The sequence below is a fragment of the Streptacidiphilus neutrinimicus genome (assembly GCF_000787815.1).
GTDB lineage: Bacteria > Actinomycetota > Actinomycetes > Streptomycetales > Streptomycetaceae > Streptacidiphilus > Streptacidiphilus neutrinimicus.
Genome location: NZ_BBPO01000036.1, coordinates 12,539 through 30,288, shown reverse-complemented (window position 1 = coordinate 30,288; position 17,750 = coordinate 12,539). Strand labels below are relative to the sequence as shown.

General features: G+C 73.1%; 16 protein-coding genes and 1 pseudogene. 8 read left to right on the top strand and 9 right to left on the bottom strand.

Features of this window, described 5'->3' with window-relative positions; all coding sequences use genetic code 11:
- Positions 1 to 24 precede the first annotated feature (24 nt).
- The 3 genes from TR48_RS22370 to TR48_RS22360 form a co-directional block, all read right to left on the bottom strand.
- Positions 25 to 1,140, bottom strand: coding sequence for a DegT/DnrJ/EryC1/StrS family aminotransferase (locus tag TR48_RS22370; protein ID WP_042370177.1), 1,116 nt, complete (start codon positions 1,138 to 1,140; stop codon positions 25 to 27).
- Positions 1,141 to 1,374: 234 nt separating this feature from the next.
- Positions 1,375 to 2,307, bottom strand: a complete 933-nt coding sequence (locus TR48_RS22365) for an SDR family oxidoreductase (protein WP_042370176.1) — start codon at positions 2,305 to 2,307, stop codon at positions 1,375 to 1,377.
- A 19-nt stretch (positions 2,308 to 2,326) separates the two neighbouring features.
- Complete coding sequence (locus tag TR48_RS22360) at positions 2,327 to 3,154, bottom strand: SDR family oxidoreductase (protein WP_236652269.1); 828 nt, start codon at positions 3,152 to 3,154, stop codon at positions 2,327 to 2,329.
- Positions 3,155 to 3,267: 113 nt separating this feature from the next.
- Here TR48_RS22360 and TR48_RS22355 point away from each other — a divergent pair, with 113 nt between their 5' ends.
- Genes TR48_RS22355 through TR48_RS22340 form a run of 4 tightly spaced genes read left to right on the top strand, consistent with a single transcriptional unit; the run spans position 3,268 to position 6,683 of the window.
- Positions 3,268 to 4,017 carry an enoyl-CoA hydratase family protein gene (locus TR48_RS22355; RefSeq protein ID WP_042370174.1) on the top strand — a complete coding sequence of 250 codons (750 nt, stop codon included), beginning with the start codon at positions 3,268 to 3,270 and terminating at the stop codon, positions 4,015 to 4,017.
- Positions 4,018 to 4,048: 31 nt separating this feature from the next.
- Positions 4,049 to 4,882 carry a CoA transferase subunit A gene (locus tag TR48_RS22350; RefSeq protein ID WP_042370227.1) on the top strand — a complete coding sequence of 278 codons (834 nt, stop codon included), beginning with the start codon at positions 4,049 to 4,051 and terminating at the stop codon, positions 4,880 to 4,882.
- Entirely contained in the window at positions 4,879 to 5,625 is a 747-nt protein-coding gene (locus TR48_RS22345) for a CoA-transferase subunit beta (protein ID WP_042370172.1), read from the top strand. The genes TR48_RS22350 and TR48_RS22345 overlap by 4 nt, the downstream gene beginning before the upstream one ends.
- A gap of 11 nt (positions 5,626 to 5,636) precedes the next feature.
- Positions 5,637 to 6,683: an NAD(P)H-dependent flavin oxidoreductase gene (locus tag TR48_RS22340; RefSeq protein ID WP_042370225.1), complete on the top strand. Its 1,047-nt coding sequence runs from the start codon at positions 5,637 to 5,639 to the stop codon at positions 6,681 to 6,683.
- On the opposite strand, the pseudogene TR48_RS22335 reads toward TR48_RS22340, so the two are convergent.
- From TR48_RS22335 to TR48_RS22325, 3 genes and pseudogenes are all read right to left on the bottom strand, one after another.
- Positions 6,677 to 6,859: pseudogene (locus TR48_RS22335) on the bottom strand (MarR family transcriptional regulator); the annotation flags it as partial. The gene TR48_RS22340 and the pseudogene TR48_RS22335 sit on opposite strands and share 7 nt — an antisense overlap.
- A gap of 238 nt (positions 6,860 to 7,097) precedes the next feature.
- Positions 7,098 to 8,258, bottom strand: coding sequence for an acetyl-CoA C-acetyltransferase (locus TR48_RS22330; protein ID WP_042370169.1), 1,161 nt, complete (start codon positions 8,256 to 8,258; stop codon positions 7,098 to 7,100).
- A gap of 67 nt (positions 8,259 to 8,325) precedes the next feature.
- A complete protein-coding gene (locus tag TR48_RS22325; RefSeq protein ID WP_042370166.1) occupies positions 8,326 to 9,129 on the bottom strand; it encodes an SDR family oxidoreductase in 804 nt (267 codons plus the stop codon).
- 47 nt (positions 9,130 to 9,176) lie between these two features.
- On the opposite strand from TR48_RS22325, the gene TR48_RS22320 reads away from it, so the two are divergent.
- From TR48_RS22320 to TR48_RS22310, 3 genes are read left to right on the top strand one after another with little or no spacing between them, the layout of a single operon-like run.
- Positions 9,177 to 10,052: an enoyl-CoA hydratase gene (locus TR48_RS22320; protein ID WP_042370164.1), complete on the top strand. Its 876-nt coding sequence runs from the start codon at positions 9,177 to 9,179 to the stop codon at positions 10,050 to 10,052.
- 3 nt (positions 10,053 to 10,055) lie between these two features.
- Entirely contained in the window at positions 10,056 to 11,195 is a 1,140-nt protein-coding gene (locus TR48_RS22315) for an acyl-CoA dehydrogenase family protein (RefSeq protein WP_042370162.1), read from the top strand.
- A 2-nt stretch (positions 11,196 to 11,197) separates the two neighbouring features.
- Complete coding sequence (locus TR48_RS22310; RefSeq protein WP_042370160.1) at positions 11,198 to 12,175, top strand: acyl-CoA dehydrogenase family protein; 978 nt, start codon at positions 11,198 to 11,200, stop codon at positions 12,173 to 12,175.
- 19 nt (positions 12,176 to 12,194) lie between these two features.
- On the opposite strand, the gene TR48_RS22305 is transcribed toward TR48_RS22310, so the two are convergent.
- Positions 12,195 to 12,629 (bottom strand): hypothetical protein, encoded by a 435-nt coding sequence (locus TR48_RS22305; protein ID WP_042370158.1) that lies wholly within the window; start codon positions 12,627 to 12,629, stop codon positions 12,195 to 12,197.
- Between the two features lie 293 nt (positions 12,630 to 12,922).
- The gene (locus tag TR48_RS22300) at positions 12,923 to 14,785 is read right to left on the bottom strand and encodes an APC family permease (RefSeq protein ID WP_042370156.1); all 1,863 of its coding nucleotides are present in this window, start codon (positions 14,783 to 14,785) and stop codon (positions 12,923 to 12,925) included.
- Between the two features lie 253 nt (positions 14,786 to 15,038).
- Here TR48_RS22300 and TR48_RS22295 point away from each other — a divergent pair, with 253 nt between their 5' ends.
- Positions 15,039 to 17,009 carry an APC family permease gene (locus TR48_RS22295; RefSeq protein WP_152628109.1) on the top strand — a complete coding sequence of 657 codons (1,971 nt, stop codon included), beginning with the start codon at positions 15,039 to 15,041 and terminating at the stop codon, positions 17,007 to 17,009.
- On the opposite strand, the gene TR48_RS22290 is transcribed toward TR48_RS22295, so the two are convergent.
- Complete coding sequence (locus TR48_RS22290) at positions 16,990 to 17,355, bottom strand: ArsR/SmtB family transcription factor (RefSeq protein ID WP_042370152.1); 366 nt, start codon at positions 17,353 to 17,355, stop codon at positions 16,990 to 16,992. The genes TR48_RS22295 and TR48_RS22290 overlap by 20 nt on opposite strands.
- Positions 17,356 to 17,750 lie beyond the last annotated feature (395 nt).

Genomic DNA, 17,750 nt, shown 5'->3' with positions numbered 1-17,750 from the left:
GCAGCGGCCGGTCCCCGGTGGTGGTCACTTCTCGGCTCCCGTCGTGGTGTCCAGCGCGTTGCAGGCGGCGACGATCCGGTCCAGGTCGGCCTCGGTCAGCGACGGGTGCACCGGCAGCGACAGCACCTCGGCCGCCGCGCGCTCGGTCTCCGGCAGGTCCCAGGTCCGCTCGCTCGCGGGGCCCTGGGTCGCGTACGGGACGAGCCGGTGGATCGGCGTCGGGTAGTAGACGGCGCTGCCCACGCCGGCCGCCGCGAGCGCCTGCTGAGCCTCGGCGCGGCCGACGGCCTCGGGCACGCGCACCGTGTACTGGTGGTAGGCGTGCTCGGCGCCCGCGGCGAGCACCGGGGTCACCAGCGTGGTGATGCCCGCGTCCAGCGCCTTGGCGTTGGCCCGGCGGCGCTCGGTCCACTCGGGGAGCCGGCCCAGCTGCACCCGGCCGATCGCGGCGGCGACGTCCGTCATGCGCATGTTGGCGCCGACGATCTCGTTGGCGTAGCGCTGCTCCATGCCCTGGTTGCGCAGCAGCCGCACCCTGCGGGCCAGCTCCGCGTCGGCCGTGGTGACCATGCCGCCCTCGAGGGCGTGCATGTTCTTGGTGGGATAGAAGCTGAAGCAGCCGGCCGTGCCGAAGGCGCCCGCGGGCGTGCCGCCGAGCGAGGCCATGTGGGCCTGGGCGGCGTCCTCGACCAGTGCCAGGCCGTGGCGCTCGGCGAGAGCGCCGATGCGGTCCATGGCGGCCGGGTGGCCGTAGAGGTGCACCGGCATGATGGCGGCGGTGCGCGGCGAGATCGCGGCGGCGGCGGCCTCGGGGTCGAGGCAGAAGCTGTCGCGCTCGATGTCCGCGAAGACGGGCTCCGCGCCGACGAGCCGCACCGCGTTGGCGGTGGCGGCGAAGGAGAAGGACGGCACCACGACCTCGTCGCCGGGACCGATGCCCATCGCGAGCAACGTCAATTGCAGCGCGGAGGTGCCGGAGTTCACTGCCACACAGTGACGGCCGTCCACCAGTCGGGAGAACTCCTCCTCGAATCCGGCGACTTCCGGTCCTTGTACGACGTTCCCGCTGCGCAGGACTCGGACTGCGGCCTCGATCTCGGCTTCGCCGATCACCGGTTTGGCCACGGCGATCTGGATCATTTCTTGCTCCGGCACCTGTGCTTCCTCTCCAGAAAGCATGAAGTAACAGGCGTTTCCGCATGCCAATCAAGATTTTTCTGCAATGCGGTCACGGCGGGCACAGCATATAAGAGCGACCCGGCCGGGCAAGAGGGGTGTAAGAATTTCTTTGACCCCATCTGACCTGCGTGTTTGTTTGGATTAAACCTGGAATTCAGCGAAAAAGGCTTCATTCTTCAGAGGGCCAACAACAGCTCACCGGGAGCCGTACGCGGGGAGCGGCGGCGCGCTCGCGGCGAGCAGCGCACGGGTCGCCTCACCGGCCGCGGACGGCGACCAACGTGCGGAGATGTCCGCGGTGGGGCCCGGCCGCCAGCCGTCCATGACGGTGATCCGGCCGCCCTCCGCCTCGAAGACCCGGCCGGTCACCCCGGCCGACGCGGCGGAGCCGAGCCAGACCACGAGCGGCGAGACGTTCTCCGGCGCCATGGCGTCGAACGCGTCCGGGCCGTCCGGCGCGGCCATGGCGGCGGCGAAGGCCTGCTCGGTCATCCGGGTGCGGGCGGCCGGCGCGATCGCGTTGACCTGCACGCCGTAGCCCGCCAGCTCCGCCGCGGCGACGAGCGTCAGGCCGAGGACGCCCGCCTTCGCCGCGCTGTAGTTGCCCTGGCCCACGCTGCCCAGCAGGCCCGCGCCGGAGCTGGTGTTGACCACGCGGGCGTCGGGCCTGCGGCCCGCCTTGGCCTCCGCCCGCCAGTGTGCGGCGGCGTGACGCAGCGGCAGGAAGTGGCCCTTCAGGTGCACGCGCATGACGGCGTCCCAGTCGTCCTCGTCGAGGTTGACCAGCATCCGGTCGCGCAGGAAGCCCGCGTTGTTGACCAGGGTGTCCAGTCGGCCGAAGGCGTCCAGCGCGGCGGCGACCAGGGAGGCCGCGCCGTCGGTGGTGGCGATGTCCCCGCCGTGGGCGACGGCCTCGCCGCCGTTCGCGCGGATCTCGGCGACGACCTCCTGTGCGGGGCCGGTCGAGGATCCGGCGCCGTCGCGTGCCACCCCTAGGTCGTTGACCACGACCCTCGCGCCCTCGGCGGCGAAGGCGAGCGCGTGCGCGCGGCCGAGGCCCCGGCCCGCGCCGGTGACCACGACCACGCGACCGGCGCACAGGCCGTCGGGGGTTCGGGAGTTGCTCATGGCGGTGCTCCTTCGCTGGTCAGTGCTCCGTGGCGGTGCTCGGCGCGCCCGACGCGCCGTCAGCCCCGCTCGGCGGGCGGTTCACGTCTGCGGCAGCCAGGAAGGCGGGGCGTTCCCCGCCGCCGTGGACGGCCAGGGCGGCGCCGGTGATGTAGCCGGCCTGCGGGGAGGCGAGAAAGACGCAGGCAGCGCCGATCTCCCCGGGCTCGGCCAGACGTCCCAGCGGGACCGTCGCGCCGACGGCGGCGACTCCGGCCTCGTCGCCGTAGTGCAGGTGGGAGAGCTCGGTGCGGACCATGCCGGGGACGACGGTGTTCACTCGCACGTCCGGGGCCCACTCGACGGCCATCGAGGCGGCCAGGTTGGCGAGTCCGGCCTTGGCCGCGCCGTAGGCGGCGGTGCCGGGGGAGGGGCGGGTGCCGCTGACGCTCCCGATCATGATCACGGAGCCCCGGCTGCGCCGCAGATGGGGGAGGGCGGCGAGCGAGGCCGTGAGCGGGGCCAGCAGGTTGAGTTCGAGGACGCACAGATGGCGTGCGGTGTCCGCGGCGGCGCCGAGCGGCCGGAAGGGGGTGCCGCCCGCGTTGTTCACCAGGACGTCGAGGCGGCCGTGCCGCTCAGCCGCCGCGTCGAAGAAGGCCGCGACGGCCCCCGCGTCGCGCAGGTTCACGGCGGTGAACTCGGCTGTGCGGCCCGCCTCCTGGACCGGCTCCGCCGGGGGACGGCGGGCGCAGACCAGCACCTGGGCCCCGGCCCGCAGGAAGGCGCGGGCGATCCCGGCGCCGACGCCGCGCGTGCCGCCGGTCACGGCGACCACCCGTCCGTCGAGATCCAGAGTGATGCTCATACCGTCACACCCCTCCGCGTTTTCCCGTGCTCTCCCGCGGCCCGGCTCGCGCTGCTACCGTCAATCCCAGGATGAACCTAACAAACGTTTGGTGAAAAGAGGCCGATTCGCCGATGAGTGTCTCCACCTCACGTCCCGAGAAGTCGATCGCCGTGGTGACCGTCTCCTATCCGCCCGTCAACGCCCTTCCCGTGCAGGGCTGGAGAGACCTCGCCGAGGCGGTGCGCGCGGCCGGACGGGACCAGGAGGTGCGCTGCGTCGTCCTCGCCGCCGAGGGACGCGGGTTCAACGCGGGCGTGGACATCAAGGAGGTCCGGCGCGACCCGGGCCGCACGGCCATCATCGGCGCCAACCGCGGCTGCTACGAGGCCTTCGCGGCCGTCTACGAGTGCGAGGTGCCCGTCGTTGCGGCGGTGCAGGGCCACTGCCTGGGCGGTGGCGTCGGCCTGGTCGGCAACGCCGACGCCATCGTGGCCGCCGACGACGCCTACTTCGGGCTGCCGGAGCTGGACCGCGGCGCGCTCGGCGCGGCCACGCACCTGGCCCGGCTCGTCCCGCAGCACCTGATGCGCACGCTCTACTACACCTCCCGCACCGTCACCGCCGCCGAGCTGCACCGCCACGGCTCGGTGTGGGAGGTCGTCCCGCGGGCCGAACTCGTTCCGGCCGCGCTGCGGTTGGCGGGGGAGATGGCGGCGAAGGACGGAGCGCTGATCCGGATGGCCAAGGCGGCGATCAACGGCATCGACCCGGTGGACGTGCGGCGCAGCTACCGCTTCGAGCAGGGCTTCACCTTCGAGGCGAACCTGAGCGGTCTCGCCGACCGGCTTCGTGACGGCTTCGGCAGTGAGGACGGCGACTGACGTGACGAACCCAGGGGTTCACGACAAGACGATGAGTGCCGAGGAGGTCGTCGCCCGGCTGCGCAGCGGCATGACCATCGGCATCGGCGGCTGGGGCTCGCGGCGCAAGCCCATGGCGCTGGTCCGCGCGCTGCTGCGGTCCGAGGTGACGGACCTGACCGTGGTCTCCTACGGCGGCCCCGACGTCGGCATGCTGGCGGCGGCGGGCCGGATCCGCACCCTGGTCACCGCCTTCGGCACGCTCGACTCGATCCCGCTGGAGCCCCACTACCGCGCCGCGCGCGAACGCGGGGCCTTCGAACTGGTCGAGCTGGACGAGGCGATGCTGATGTGGGGTCTCACCGCCGCCGTCCACCGGCTCCCCTTCCTGCCGATCCGGTCCGGCCTCGGCTCGGACGTCATGCGCGTCAACCCGTTCCTGCGGACGGTGCGTTCGCCGTACGAGGACGGCGAGGAGCTGGTCGCGATGCCCGCGCTGCGGCTGGACGCCGCGCTCGTGCACCTCAACCGTGCCGACCGGCACGGCAACGCCCAGTACCTCGGCCCGGACCCGTACTTCGACGACCTGTACTGCGAGGCCGCCGATCACGCCTACGTCTCGTGCGAGCGCGTCGTCGACACCGAGGAGCTGGCCAAGGCCGGCGGCCCGCAGACGCTGCTCGTCAAGCGGCTGTCGGTGGCGGGCGTCGTGGAAGCCCCGAACGGCGCCCACTTCACCTCCTGCACCTCCGACTACGAGCGGGACGAGGCCTTCCAGCGCCACTACGCGACCACCGAGTGGTCCGCCTTCGCAGAGCGCTACCTCGCCGGGGGCGAGCTCGACTACCGGTCCGCCGTGGCCGCCTGGCACGAGGAGCAGCAGTGACCGTCACCAGCGTCGTCACCCGGGCCGAGTACTGCGTCGTCGCCTGCGCGGAGGCCTGGCGCGGCGACGGCGAGGTCCTGGCCAGCCCCATGGGCACGGTCCCGGCCATCGGCGCCCGGCTGGCCAAGCTGACCTTCGCCCCCGAGCTGCTGCTCACCGACGGCGAGGCGCTGCTCGTCGCCGACGTCGCGCCGATGGGCGCGCGCCCGCAGACCGTGGAGGGCTGGCTGCCCTACCGCCAGCACCTGAGCCTGGCCATGGGCGGCCGCCGCCACGTGATGATGGGCGCGAGCCAGATCGACCGCTACGGCAACCAGAACATCTCCTGCATCGGCGACTGGGCCCGTCCCACCCGCCAGCTCCTCGGTTTCCGCGGCGCGCCCACCAACACGCTCAACAACCCGACCAGTTACTGGATCCCCAGGCACAGCGCCCGCGTCTTCGTGGAGCGCGTGGACGTGGTCTGCGGCGTCGGCAACGACCGCGCGGCCGGGCCCTACCACGCGCTGCGGCGGGTGGTCAGCGATCTGGGCGTCTTCGACTTCGCGACGACGGACGGCTCGATGCGTCTGGTCTCGGTCCACCCGGGCGTCAGCGTGGAACAGGTCGTCGCGGCGACGGGCTTCCCGCTCGCCGTCGGCGACGACGTGGCGGTCACGCGTGAACCGACGCCGGAGGAGCGGCGGCTGCTCCACGAGGTGATCGACCCGCGTGGCTGGCGCGAGAAGGAGGTGCGGTCGTGACGACGCCGTCCCTGGAGACCTCGCTGACGAAGCTCGTCGGCGTCCGCCATCCGCTCGTGCAGACCGGCATGGGCTGGGTCGCCGGCCCGCGCCTGGTCTCGGCGACCGCCGAGGCCGGGGCGCTCGGCATCCTCGCTTCGGCCACCATGTCCCCCGAGCAACTGCGCTCGGCCGTACGGGAGGTCAAGTCCCGCACCGAGGCCCCCTTCGGGGTCAACCTGCGTGCTGACGCGGGGGACGCGGACGAGCGGGTCCGGATCATCGTCGAGGAGGGCGTCCGCGTGGCCTCCTTCGCCCTGGCCCCCTCGCGCGAGCTGATCGCGCGCCTCAAGGACGCGGGCGTCGTCGTGATCCCGTCGATCGGCGCGCGCCGCCACGCGGAGAAGGTCGCCGCCTGGGGCGCGGACGCGGTCGTCGTCCAGGGCGGCGAGGGTGGCGGTCACACCGGCGAGGTGGCGACGACGGTGCTGCTTCCCCAGGTCGTGGACGCGGTCGACATCCCGGTGGTCGCGGCGGGCGGCTTCTTCGACGGGCGTGGGCTGGTCGCCGCCCTCGCCTACGGAGCGGCGGGCGCGGCGATGGGGACCCGCTTCCTGCTGACCTCCGACTCGACCGTCCCCGAGGCGGTGAAGGCGAAGTACCTGGCGGCGCAGGTGAAGGACGTCACGGTGACCCGGGCCGTGGACGGCCTGCCGCACCGCATGTTGCGCACGGATCTCGTCTCGTCACTGGAGAACGCGGGCCGTGCCCGCGCGTTGGCACGGGCCGCCCGTCACGCCGCGGGCTTCCGCAGGCTCTCCGGGCTGAGCTGGTCGAGGATGATCCGTGACGGCCTCGCCATGAGGCACGGCAGGGAGCTCTCCTGGAGCCAGGTCCTCCTCGCCGCCAACACGCCCATGCTGCTGCGGGCCTCGATGGTGGAGGGCAGGACGGACCTCGGCGTGATGGCCTCGGGCCAGGTGGCCGGAGTCATCGAGGACCTCCCGAGCTGCGCGGAGCTGGTGGAGCGGGTGATGGCGGAGGCGGTCGAGGTGCTGGGCCGCCTGTCCGGTCACTGACCCCCGGCGCCCGGGGCGGGACCGTCGGAGGCCGGGGCGGGCTTGGTGTCGAGGACGTCGCGGACCTGTTCGGCGGCGCGGAGCACGCTGACGAAGTCGCTGAAGGGGGCGACGTTCTCCAGGCGGGCGGCGGCCGGGCTGTCGCGGCCGAGGACGGTGACGCCCTGCCGCGCGGTCCCCTCGGCGATGAACGAGCAGGTCAGCACGCGGGCGGCAACCTGGGCAGCCGCGGCGACGAGCAGGAGCGGATCCGCACCAGCCTCGACGCCGTGACCGTCCGCAACGACAACATCCGCAGCACGAAGGTCGCCGGCAACCACGGCGCGATCCTCAGGAAGGACTTCGCGGCCGTCGCGGCGGCCGTACGCGAGGTCGCCGCCCCCGGGACGGGAGGCCGCGCTGACCGCGGCAGGCTCAGGAGAGCCGCTCGACGACCGTGACGTTGGCCTGGCCGCCGCCCTCGCACATCGTCTGGAGGCCGTAGTGGCCGCCCGTGCGCTCCAGTTCGTGCAGGAGCGTGGTCATCAGCTTCACCCCCGTCGCGCCGAGCGGGTGGCCCAACGCGATGGCTCCGCCGTTGACGTTCACCCGCTCCGGGTCCGCGCCCGTCTCCTTGAGCCAGGCCAGCACGACGGGGGCGAAGGCCTCGTTGATCTCGACCAGATCGATCTCGCCGATCGACATCCCGGCCTTCTTCAGCGCGTACGCCGTCGCCGGGATCGGCGCGGACAGCATGCGGATCGGGTCCTCGCCGCGGACGGAGAGGTGGTGGACCCGGGCGCGGGGGGTCAGTCCGTGCTCGCGGACGGCCCGTTCGCTCGCGAGCAGCATCGCGGCCGCGCCGTCGGAGACCTGGGAGGAGCAGGCCGCCGTGATCGTCCCGCCCTCCACGACGGGCTTCAGCGCGGCCATCTTCGCGAGCGAGGTGTCGCGCCGGGGCCCCTCGTCGACCGTGACGTCCCCGTACGCGACGACCTCCCGCGCGAAGCGCCCCTCGTCGATCGCGCGGACGGCCCGCTGGTGCGACCGGAGTGCGAACTCCTCCATGTCCTGCCGCGAGACGCCCCACTTGGCCGCGATCAGCTCCGCGCCGTGGAACTGGTTGACCGGGGCGTCGCCGTACCGGGCGCGCCAGCCGGCGCTGCCGAGGAACGGGCCGTCCGTCAGCCCCAGCGGCTCGCCGGCCTGACGGCTGGCGAAGGCGATCGGGACCATGCTCATGTTCTGCACGCCGCCCGCGACGACCAGGTCCTGCGTGCCGGACAGGACGCCCTGCGCGGCGAAGTGCAGCGCCTGCTGGGACGATCCGCACTGTCGGTCGACGGTGACGCCGGGCACCTCCTCGGGCAGTCCCGCCGCGAGCCAGCAGGTGCGGGCGATGTCGCCCGCCTGCGGGCCGACCGCGTCGAGGCAGCCGAAGACGACGTCCTCGACGGCCGCCGGGTCGACGCCGGTGCGCGCCATGAGCGCGGTGAGCACGTGCGCGCCGAGGTCGGCCGGGTGGACGGCGGCGAGGCCGCCGCCCTTGCGTCCCACGGGGGTGCGGACCGCGTCGATGATGTAGGCCTCGGCCATGGTGGACGGAACTCCCTTCAGCGGTGGGGCTCTAGGCAGCGGTGGGGCTCTAGGCAGCTGTGGGGCTCTAGGCGTGCTGGCTGCTCACCGAGACGGTCTCGCCGGTCATGTAGGAGGAGTAGTCGCTGGCCAGGAAGACGACGACGTTGGCCACCTCCCACGGCTCCGCGTAACGGCCGTACGCCTCACGCTCGGTGAGCTCGGCGAGCAGTTCGCCGGTGGTGACCTTCGCCAGGTGCGGGTGCATGGCCAGGCTCGGCGCGACCGCGTTGACGCGGACGCCGAACGCGGCGGCCTCCAGGGCCGCGCAGCGGGTCAGCGCCATCACGCCGGCCTTGGCCGCGGCGTAGTGCGACTGCCCGGCCTGAGCGCGCCAGCCGATCACCGAGGCGTTGTTGACGACGACGCCGCCCTGGCCACCCGCCTTCATCGCCCGCAGGGCGGCGCGCGTACAGCGGAAGGTGCCGCCGAGGGTCACGTCGATGACGCGGTCCCACTGGTCGTCGGTCATGTCGACCAGCTCGGCGGTGCCGCCGAGCCCGGCGTTGTTGACCACGACGTCGAGCCGCCCGTGGGCGCTTTCGGCGGTGGCGAACAGCTCCCGGACCTGGGCCTCGTCGGTGACGTCGCAGGGGAGCGCGGTGACGCGCTCGGCGCCGAACTCGGCCACGAGCGCCTGGGCGGACTCCTTCAGCCGACGCGCGTGCGCGTCGCTGACCAGCACGTTCGCCCCCTCCTCCAGGAAGCGGCGGGCGGTCGCGCCGCCGATCCCGGCGCCCGCGGCGGCGGTGACGACCGCGCTGCGTCCGACCAGCAGGCCGTGCGCGGGCAGGTAGGGAGGAGGTGTGCGGAGACCGTCGACGTCACCCATGTGGGTACGTTAACCTACCAAACACTTGTTAGGGAAGGAGTCCCGAGATGAGTGCCGCCCCCGAACCCTCCGGTGCCGTCGACGACGAGCCCCCGGTTCTCTACGAGCGGCGCGGCGCGGTCGCGTGGGTGACCATGAACCGCCCCCGGTACCGCAACGCGCAGAACTCGGCGATGACATATGCCCTCGACGCCGCCTTCTACCGGGCCGCAGAGGACGGCGAGGTCAAAGTCGTCGTCCTGGCCGGGGCGGGCGAGCACTTCTCCGCCGGGCACGACATCGGCACCCCAGGACGCGACGCGCACCTGCCCTTCGAGCGGCGCGCCGGCCTGTGGTGGGACCACTCCGACAAGCGGGGCGCGGAGAGCCGCTACGCCCGTGAGTCCGAGGTCTACCTCGGCATGTGCCGGCGGTGGCGTGAGCTGCCCAAGCCGGTGGTCGCCTCCGTCCAGGGCGCCTGCGTCGCAGGGGGGTTGATGCTGGCCTGGGTCTGCGACCTGATCGTCGCGTCCGAGGACGCCTTCTTCGCCGACCCGGTCGTGCGGATGGGCATCCCGGGCGTCGAGTACTTCGCCCACCCCTGGGTGATGCCGCCGCGCGTCGCCAAGGAGTTCCTCTTCACCGGCGACCGCATCGACGCACGCCGCGCCTACGAGGTCGGCATGGTCAACCGCGTGGTCCCGCGCGCCGAGTTGGAGACGCGGACCCGCGAACTCGTCGAGCGCATCGCGCAGATGCCGCGCCTAGGGCTCGCCCTCGCCAAGCGCGCCGTCAACCAGGCCGAGGACCTGCAGGGCCTGCACGCCGGCATGGACTCCGTGTTCGGCCTGCACCACCTCGCCCACGCCCACAACGCCGAGGTCGCCGCCGACCCCCTCGGCGGCATGGACGTCGCCGCGATGAAGAAGCAGGCGGGGGCCTAGACCGTGGATCTCACCCACGACGCGGAGACCGAGGCCTTCCGTGACGAAGCCCGCGCCTGGCTCGCCGCCCACGTCCCGCCGACGCCGCCGCCCTCGCTGGAGACCCGTGAGGGATTCGCCGCACACCGCGCCTGGGAGGCCGAGCTCGCCGCCGACCGCTGGTCGGTGGTCTCCTGGCCGGAGCCCTACGGAGGCCGCGGCGTCGACATCCTGCGCTGGCTGGTCTTCGAGGAGGAGTACTACGCGGCGGGCGCCCCCGGCCGGGTCTCCCAGAACGGCATCAGTCTTCTCGCGCCCACCCTCTTCGACCACGGCACAGAGGAGCAGCGCGCTCGCGTGCTGCCGCCGATGGCGCGCGGCGAGGTGATCTGGGCGCAGGCCTGGTCCGAGCCCGCCTCCGGCTCCGACCTCGCCTCGCTCCGGTCCCGCGCGGTCCGCACGGACGGCGGCTGGCTGCTCAGCGGCCAGAAGACCTGGTCGTCCCGCGCGGCCTTCGCAGACCGGGCGTTCGGCCTCTTCCGCAGCGAACCCGGCCTGGACAGGCCGCACCTCGGCCTCACCTACCTGATGTTCGACCTGCGCGCACCGGGCGTGACGGTACGTCCGATCGGGCGGCTGGACGGCAAGCCCGCCTTCGCGGAGCTCTTCCTCGACGAGGTCTTCGTGCCGGACGAGGACGTCGTCGGCGCCCCGGGCGAGGGCTGGCGCGTCGCGATGAGCACGGCGGGCAACGAACGCGGTCTGACGCTGCGCTCACCCGGCCGTTTCCTCGCCTCCGCGTGCAGGCTGGCCGCGCTGTGGGACTCCGCCGGCCGCGACCGGGCCCTCGCCGACCGCGTCGCGGACGCACTGATCGGCGCCCGCGCCTACCAGCTGTTCACCTACGCGGGCGCCTCCCGCTTCGCGGCGGGCGGCGTGATCGGCGCGGAGTCCAGCCTGAACAAGGTCTTCTGGTCCGAGTACGACATCGCCCTCCACGAGACCGCGCTCGACCTGCTCGGCCCCGACGCGGAACGCGCCGACGGCCCGTGGGCGGAGGGCTGGGTCTTCTCCCTGGCCGGGCCGATCTACGCCGGCACCAACGAGATCCAGCGCGACATCATCGCCGAGCGGCTGCTCGGCCTGCCCAAGGGACGGCGGTAACGGTGCGCTTCCTCCTCGACGCGGAGCAGCGGGAGTTCGCCCGCACCCTGGAGGCCCTGCTCGCGGCCGCCGACGCCCCGTCCGCCGCCCGCGCCTGGGCACGCGGGGACCACGCGCCCGGCCGCGCGTTGTGGGACCGGTTCGCCAAGGCGGGTGTCTTCGCGCTCGCCGTTCCGGACGAGTCCGAGGGTGCGGGGCGGCTCCCGCTGGAGCTGACGCTCGCCTTCGAGGCCCTGGGCCGCCACGCCGTTCCTGGCCCGGCGGTGGAGACCGTCGCCGCGTCGGTACTGCTCGCCGGGCTCGGCGACGCCGCGCCCGCCCAGGCGTGGCTGCCGCGCCTCGCCTCCGGCGGTGCGCTGGCCACCCTCCGCGGCGACGGCGGCTACGCGCTGGACGCCGACGTCGCCGACGCCGTCCTCGTCGTCGCCGGGGACACGGGCGAGGAGCTCTGGCTCGTCGACGAGCCCGGCCCGGCCGTCCCCTCCCACGACCCCGTCCGGCGTCTCTTCGCCCCGGCCGCGCGGGGCGACCTGCTCGCCCGCGGGCCGCACGTCGCGGCGGCCGCCGGGGAGGCCCGGGCGTGGGCGGCCCTCGCCACGGCCGCGCAGGCGCTGGGCGTCGGCCGCGCGCTGCTCGACCGGACCGTGGCCTACGTGCGGGAACGGCGGCAGTTCGGCGTCGCCGTCGGCTCCTTCCAGGCGGTCAAGCACCGCCTTGCGGACGTGCTGGTCGCGCTGGAGTTCGCGCGGCCGCTGGTTCACGCGGCGGCGCTGTCCCTGGATCCGGTCGACATCGCCATGGCCAAGGTCGCCTCGGGGGAGGCGGCCTGCGCGTCGGCGCGGGCGGCCCTCCAACTGCACGGGGCGATCGGCTACACGGACGAGCTGGAGCTGTCCCTCTGGCTGCGCAAGGCGCGTCCGCTCCGGGACGCGTGGGGGACGCCCGCTTCCTGCCGGGCGCGGATCGTCGGCGCGAGCTGACCTCTTCGCCGCTTGCGGCTCAGTTCCAGGCCGAGGGGTGCTTCCGCTCCGGCATCTCCGGCTCGAACCACTCCAGCGACGCCCGCCGGAACCGCGTCCGCGCGGTCCAGAGCCCCTGGGCCCCGCGCACGACCAGCGGCAGCAGCGCCGACCCCAACAGCGCGGCGAGCCGCCACGCCTCCGTCCAGCCGCCCCAGCCGAGCACGCCGTCCCGGTGCTCGACGAACCCGTCGAAGCAGAGCCAGAAGACCGGCGCCACGATCAGCGCCGCCCGTACGTCCTTGCCGCGCCGCGCCACGCCGACACAGGCGGCGCCGACCAGCACCAGGCCCACCACGGCGTGCTTGGGCGTCGTCACGGCACCCACGAACACGGACGCCGCCAACGCGACGCCGAAGGCGACGACGAAAAGCAGGGGCGTCGGCATCGACGCGGGAGCGGAGTCCTCGAACACCCCGCCATCACACCCGCGCCGGGCGGGTGGGCTGTGCAGTCTTGACGGGTTCCATACGCGGGTCGGCCGCATCCATACGGCCCCCTAGCGCAGACGCCCCGGGGGGCGGAGGATCCGCGCCCCGGGGCGTCTGCGGGCCGGTGGGCCCGGGCTCGGCTCAGCCCGGCGTAGCGCTCCCAGGCGTTGCCGCCGACCGCGCCGCTCGCGGTGAAACCGCCATGCCCATTCCTGAGCGTGCGCCGCCTGCGCCCAAGCGTCAGATTCGTGCGTCACGTCCGCTCTTGGGCGGTCATCTACCCGTTCAGCCGCAGCCGCAGCCGGCAGACCGTCGCGTCCGTGCCGCGCCGTACCGCACGACTGATCAGCGCGCCGCGCTGGTTGTGGAGGGGCCAGGTCCACCAGTGCTCCGGTTCGACCTCGGGCACCAGCACCGTCACGCGGTCGTAGGCGTGGCCGCCGTCCTCCGCGCGCAGCTCGCGCAGGTACCGCACCAGCGGCCGGGCCAGTTCGCGGCGGGCCGAGGGGATCTCGACCAGCGGGACGCCTGGCTGCCACAGGTCCCAGTCGCGCCGCAGCGACGCCGCCGCCGCGCGCTCCTCCTCGTCCGCCTCACCGGGGACGACGGTGACGGCCAGGACCTCGTCGCCCAGCGAGACCGCCGCCGACAGCGCCTCGCGGGTCAGCCGGGACAGCGCGCCGACGGGGACGACGACCAGCGAGTGCCGGGGCTCCGGGGCGTCGGGGACGACGCCCAGCTCCAGCTTCTCGCCGATCCTGGCGTAGCCGTGCCGGACGGCGGTGAAGAGCAGGACCAACAGCGGCAGCAGGGTGACGACCAGCCAGGCGCCCTCGGTGAACTTGGTCAGCGTCTCGACCACCGTCGCCGCCGCGGTCAGCAGCGCGCCGAAGCCGTTGACGGCCGCCTTGCCGCGCCAGCCGGCGCAGCCGGAGAGCCACCAGTGCCGGACCATGCCCACCTGGGCGATGGTGAAGCCGACGAAGACGCCGATCGCGAACAGCGGGACGAGGTTGTCCACGTCGCCGCCGGAGGCGACCAGCAGCACGGCCGAGGCGCCGGCCAGCGCCAGCACGCCGTGGCGGTAGACCTGGTGGTCGGCGCGGAGCGCGAAGACGTGCGGCAGGTGGTGGTCACGGGCCAGCAGCCGCAGCAGCACCGGCAGGCCGCCGAAGGAGGTGTTCGCGGCGAGGGCCAGCAGCACCATGGTGGCGAACTGCACCAGGTAGAAGAAGAAGCCGTGGCCGAAGGAGGCGTCGGTCAGCTGGGCCAGCACGGTGACGCCCTCGACCGGCTGCAGGTGGAAGCGGCCGATGAGCACCGCCAGCCCGATGAGCATCACGCCGAGCAGTCCGCCCAGGGCGATCTCGGTGTGCTGCGCCCGCTTGACGCGCGGGACGCGGAACGACGGGACCGCGTTGGCGATCGCCTCGACGCCGGTCAGCGCGGAGCAGCCGGAGGCGAACGCGCGGAGCAGCAGCAGGACGCCGACGGACGTCGCGTCGGAGGCGACGTCCGAGGCGTGCCCGGTGGCCAGCAGCGCGACCGGGTGGGCACGGAAGAGGCCGACCACGACGACGCCCAGGATGGACGCCACGAAGACCGCCGTCGGGATCATGAAGGCGCGTGCCGACTCGGCGATACCGCGCAGGTTGATCGCGGTGATCAGCACGAGCACGGCCAGGCAGATCCACACGCGCTGCCCGTAGAGCGAGGGGAACGCCGAGGTCAGCGCCGCGACGCCGGCCGTCACGGAGACGGCGACGTTCAGCACGTAGTCGACGACCAGGGACGCCGCCGCGACCAGCGCGGTGCGCCGGCCGAGGTGGGTCTTGGCGACGGCGTAGGAGCCGCCGCCGTCCGGGAAGGCGGCGATGACCTGACGGTAGGAGAAGGTCAGCACGGCCAGCAGCGCGGCGATCGCGAGGGTGACCGGGAGGGTGAAGCCGAGCCCGTGCGCACCGGCGGTGGCCAGCACCAGCACGATCGCCTCGGGCCCGTACGCCACGGACGCCATGGCGTCCAGGGAGAGCGCGGCCAGGCCGCCGAGCGCGGAGAGGCGGTGCTTCTCCGCGGGGTCGGCGGCCGGGGGTATCGGATGCGGCGCGGACTCCTCGGTGGCGGCTGTGGCTGCCGACATGGCCCCTCCCCGGGGATGTGCTGCGTGGTGGTCGTCGCTCTGACGGATCCCCATGCTGGCGCGCCCGGGCGCCACGGCAGGGACGTCCTGATGATCTCTTAACGTCGCCGGGCGGCGCCGCTACGCGATCCTGATGCGGACCGCCACCGCCTCCGGCCGCGTGCCGGAAAGGTGCATGATGTCTGTTTTCGCCTAGTCTCGGTCCGTGGTGAACATCCCTCAGGCGGTGAAGCGGCTGATCATCGGCCGGGCGATGCGGAGCGAGGAGCTCGGCGAGACCCTGCTGCCCAAACGCGTCGCGCTGCCGATCTTCGCCTCCGACCCGCTCTCCTCGGTCGCCTACGCCACCCAGGAGATCCTGCTGGTCCTGACCGTCGGCGGCACGGCCTTCCTCTACCTGACCCCCTGGATCGGGCTGGGCGTCGTCCTGCTGATGGCGGTGGTGGTCCTGTCCTACCGTCAGGTCGTCTACGCCTACCCGAGCGGCGGCGGCTCCTACGAGGTGGTCTCCTCGAACCTCGGGCCCAACGCGGGCCTGGTCGTCGCGGCCGCGCTGCTCGTCGACTACGTGATGACCGTCGCGGTCTCCGTCGCCTCCGGCGTCGACAACATCATCTCGGCCTTCACCGGGCTGGCGCCCTACCGCGTGCTGATGGCCGTGCTCTTCGTCGTGCTGCTGGCGGCGGTGAACCTGCGCGGTGTGCGCGAGTCCGGCAAGGCCTTCGCCGCCCCGACCTACCTGTTCATCGCGGGCATCCTGCTCATGGTGATCACGGGCTTCGTCAAGATGGCCTTCGGCCACACCCCGGTCGCGTCCAGCGCGAAGTACCCGATCACGCCGACCGACCACAACAACACGCTCACCGGCTTCGCCCTGCTGATGCTCGCGCTACGCGCCTTCGCCTCCGGCTGCACCGCGCTGACGGGCGTGGAGGCGATCTCCAACGGGGTCCCGGCCTTCCGCAGGCCGAAGAGCAGGAACGCGGCGCAGACCATGGCCGCCATGGGCATCACGGCCGTGGTGATGTTCGCCGGGATCACCGTCCTGTCGCTGACCTCGAAGATCCACATCACCAACGACGGCTGCCAGCTCGTCGGCTTCCCCGACTGCTCCACCGCGCCGCAGCAGACCGTCATCGCCCAGCTAGCCGCCGCGATCTTCGGCGGCGACCACAGCGTGCTCTTCTACTACATCCAGGCCGCCACCGCCCTGGTCCTCGTCCTGGCCGCGAACACCGCCTTCAACGGATTCCCGCTGCTGTCCTCGATCCTCGCCCAGCACCGCTACCTGCCGCGCCAGCTGCACACCCGCGGCGACCGGCTCGCCTTCTCCAACGGCATCCTGGCGCTGGCCCTGGTGAACGTCGCCCTGCTGGTCGCCTACCGGGCCAACGTCACCAACCTGATCCACCTCTACATCCTCGGCGTCTTCACCTCCTTCACGCTCTCCCAGATCGGCATGGTCCGGCACTGGAACGAGCTGCTGCGCGGGGAACCGGACCAGCGGACGCGGGCGGCGGCCCAACGCTCCCGGATCATCAACGGCTTCGGCGCGTGCGTCACCGCGCTGGTCCTGGTCATCGTCATGGCCACCAAGTTCACCCAGGGCGCCTGGCTGGCCGTGGTCGCGGCGGTCTTCCTCTTCGTCAACATGAAGGCCATCCACCGCCACTACGACGACGTCGCGGACGAGCTCGCCGTCGACCTCCCGGCCGAGGAGTTCACCCGCCCGGGCCGCGTCCACGGCGTGGTGCTGGTCTCCAAGCTGCACAAGGCCACGCTGCGCGCCATCGGCTACGCCGAGGCGCTCCGCCCCGACGTGCTGGAGGCCGTCACGGCGGCCGTCGACCGCGACGAGGCGATCGAGCTGGAGCGGCAGTGGGACGAGTTCGACATCGACATCCCGCTCAAGGTCCTCGACTCACCCTTCAGGGAGATCACCAAGCCCGTGGTGGCGTACGTGCGCGGCCTGCGCAAGGAGTCCCCCAGGGACGCGGTCGCGGTCTTCATCCCCGAGTACGTCGTGGGCCACTGGTGGGAGCAGCCGCTGCACAACCAGTCCGCGCTGTGGCTCAAGAGCCGGCTGCTGTTCATGCCGGGCGTGATGGTCATCAGCGTCCCCTGGCAGCTCGCCTCCTCCCGCCGCGGCGGCGGTCCGGCCCGCCGCGCGCCCGGCGCCGTCCGGCGCGGTGAGCCCAGCCCGCTCACTCCTCCCCAGCGCTGACCCCGCCGACACGCAGGTGCGCGACGTGGTAGACCGCCTGGTCCAGCAGCGCGGAGACGTGGTCGTCGTAGAGCGCGTACACCACCGACCGCCCCTGGCGCTCCCGCACCACGAGCCCGAGGTTGCGCAGCAGCCGCAGCTGGTGGGAGCAGGACGACTGCTCCATGTCCACGTCGGCGGCAAGCTCGCCCGCCGTGCAGGGGCCCTGCCGCAGCCGCGACAGGATCCGCAGCCGCGACGGCGTCGCCAGCGCCTGCAAGGTCCCGGCCACCCGCTCGGCCTCCACCGCGTCGAGCGCGGGCGCTGCGGGGGCGTCGTGCGCGGACGCGGCGGCTCTGGAGACCATGGTTTTCATCGTACTCACGCCCACCCCGCCCGCCCGTTCACGCCCACACGCGGCTTGCCCCACCAGGTACGCGAGATCGAGTGGGATGTGCTCCCGACAGGCGGCAGCACCCTCCTGGGGCTCAGGGAACTGTGCGACAACCCACCGAGCTGCGGATGGTCCCCGACGTGCAGGGCCATCCGCAGCTCGGTGGTTCATCGCGCCCACGCGACGAAGCCGCAGATCAGCAGAGCCCCGCGCCCCTGGGCGGAGTGCGACTGCCCGTCAGCAGTAATGGGTGCCAAGCTGACGGCATGACAGATGAGCGCGCGCTGACCGACTCCCTCACCGATGTCCCCGGGTTTCGGGTCGGGCACGCCCACCGCGTAGGTGACGGCGCGCTGACCGGGGTGACG

Bases quoted from the DNA above. Each gene is read 5' to 3' on its own strand.
- TR48_RS22355 (WP_042370174.1), top strand. From the start codon at position 3,268: ATGAGTGTCTCCACCTCACGTCCCGAGAAGTCGATCGCCGTGGTGACC.
- TR48_RS22325 (WP_042370166.1), bottom strand. From the start codon at position 9,129: ATGGGTGACGTCGACGGTCTCCGCACACCTCCTCCCTACCTGCCCGCG.
- TR48_RS22360 (WP_236652269.1), bottom strand. From the start codon at position 3,154: ATGAGCATCACTCTGGATCTCGACGGACGGGTGGTCGCCGTGACCGGC.
- TR48_RS22350 (WP_042370227.1), top strand. From the start codon at position 4,049: ATGAGTGCCGAGGAGGTCGTCGCCCGGCTGCGCAGCGGCATGACCATC.
- TR48_RS22300 (WP_042370156.1), bottom strand. From the start codon at position 14,785: ATGTCGGCAGCCACAGCCGCCACCGAGGAGTCCGCGCCGCATCCGATA.
- TR48_RS22320 (WP_042370164.1), top strand. From the start codon at position 9,177: ATGAGTGCCGCCCCCGAACCCTCCGGTGCCGTCGACGACGAGCCCCCG.
- TR48_RS22330 (WP_042370169.1), bottom strand. From the start codon at position 8,258: ATGGCCGAGGCCTACATCATCGACGCGGTCCGCACCCCCGTGGGACGC.
- TR48_RS22370 (WP_042370177.1), bottom strand. From the start codon at position 1,140: ATGATCCAGATCGCCGTGGCCAAACCGGTGATCGGCGAAGCCGAGATC.
- TR48_RS22295 (WP_152628109.1), top strand. From the start codon at position 15,039: ATGCGGAGCGAGGAGCTCGGCGAGACCCTGCTGCCCAAACGCGTCGCG.
- TR48_RS22290 (WP_042370152.1), bottom strand. From the start codon at position 17,355: ATGGTCTCCAGAGCCGCCGCGTCCGCGCACGACGCCCCCGCAGCGCCC.
- TR48_RS22365 (WP_042370176.1), bottom strand. From the start codon at position 2,307: ATGAGCAACTCCCGAACCCCCGACGGCCTGTGCGCCGGTCGCGTGGTC.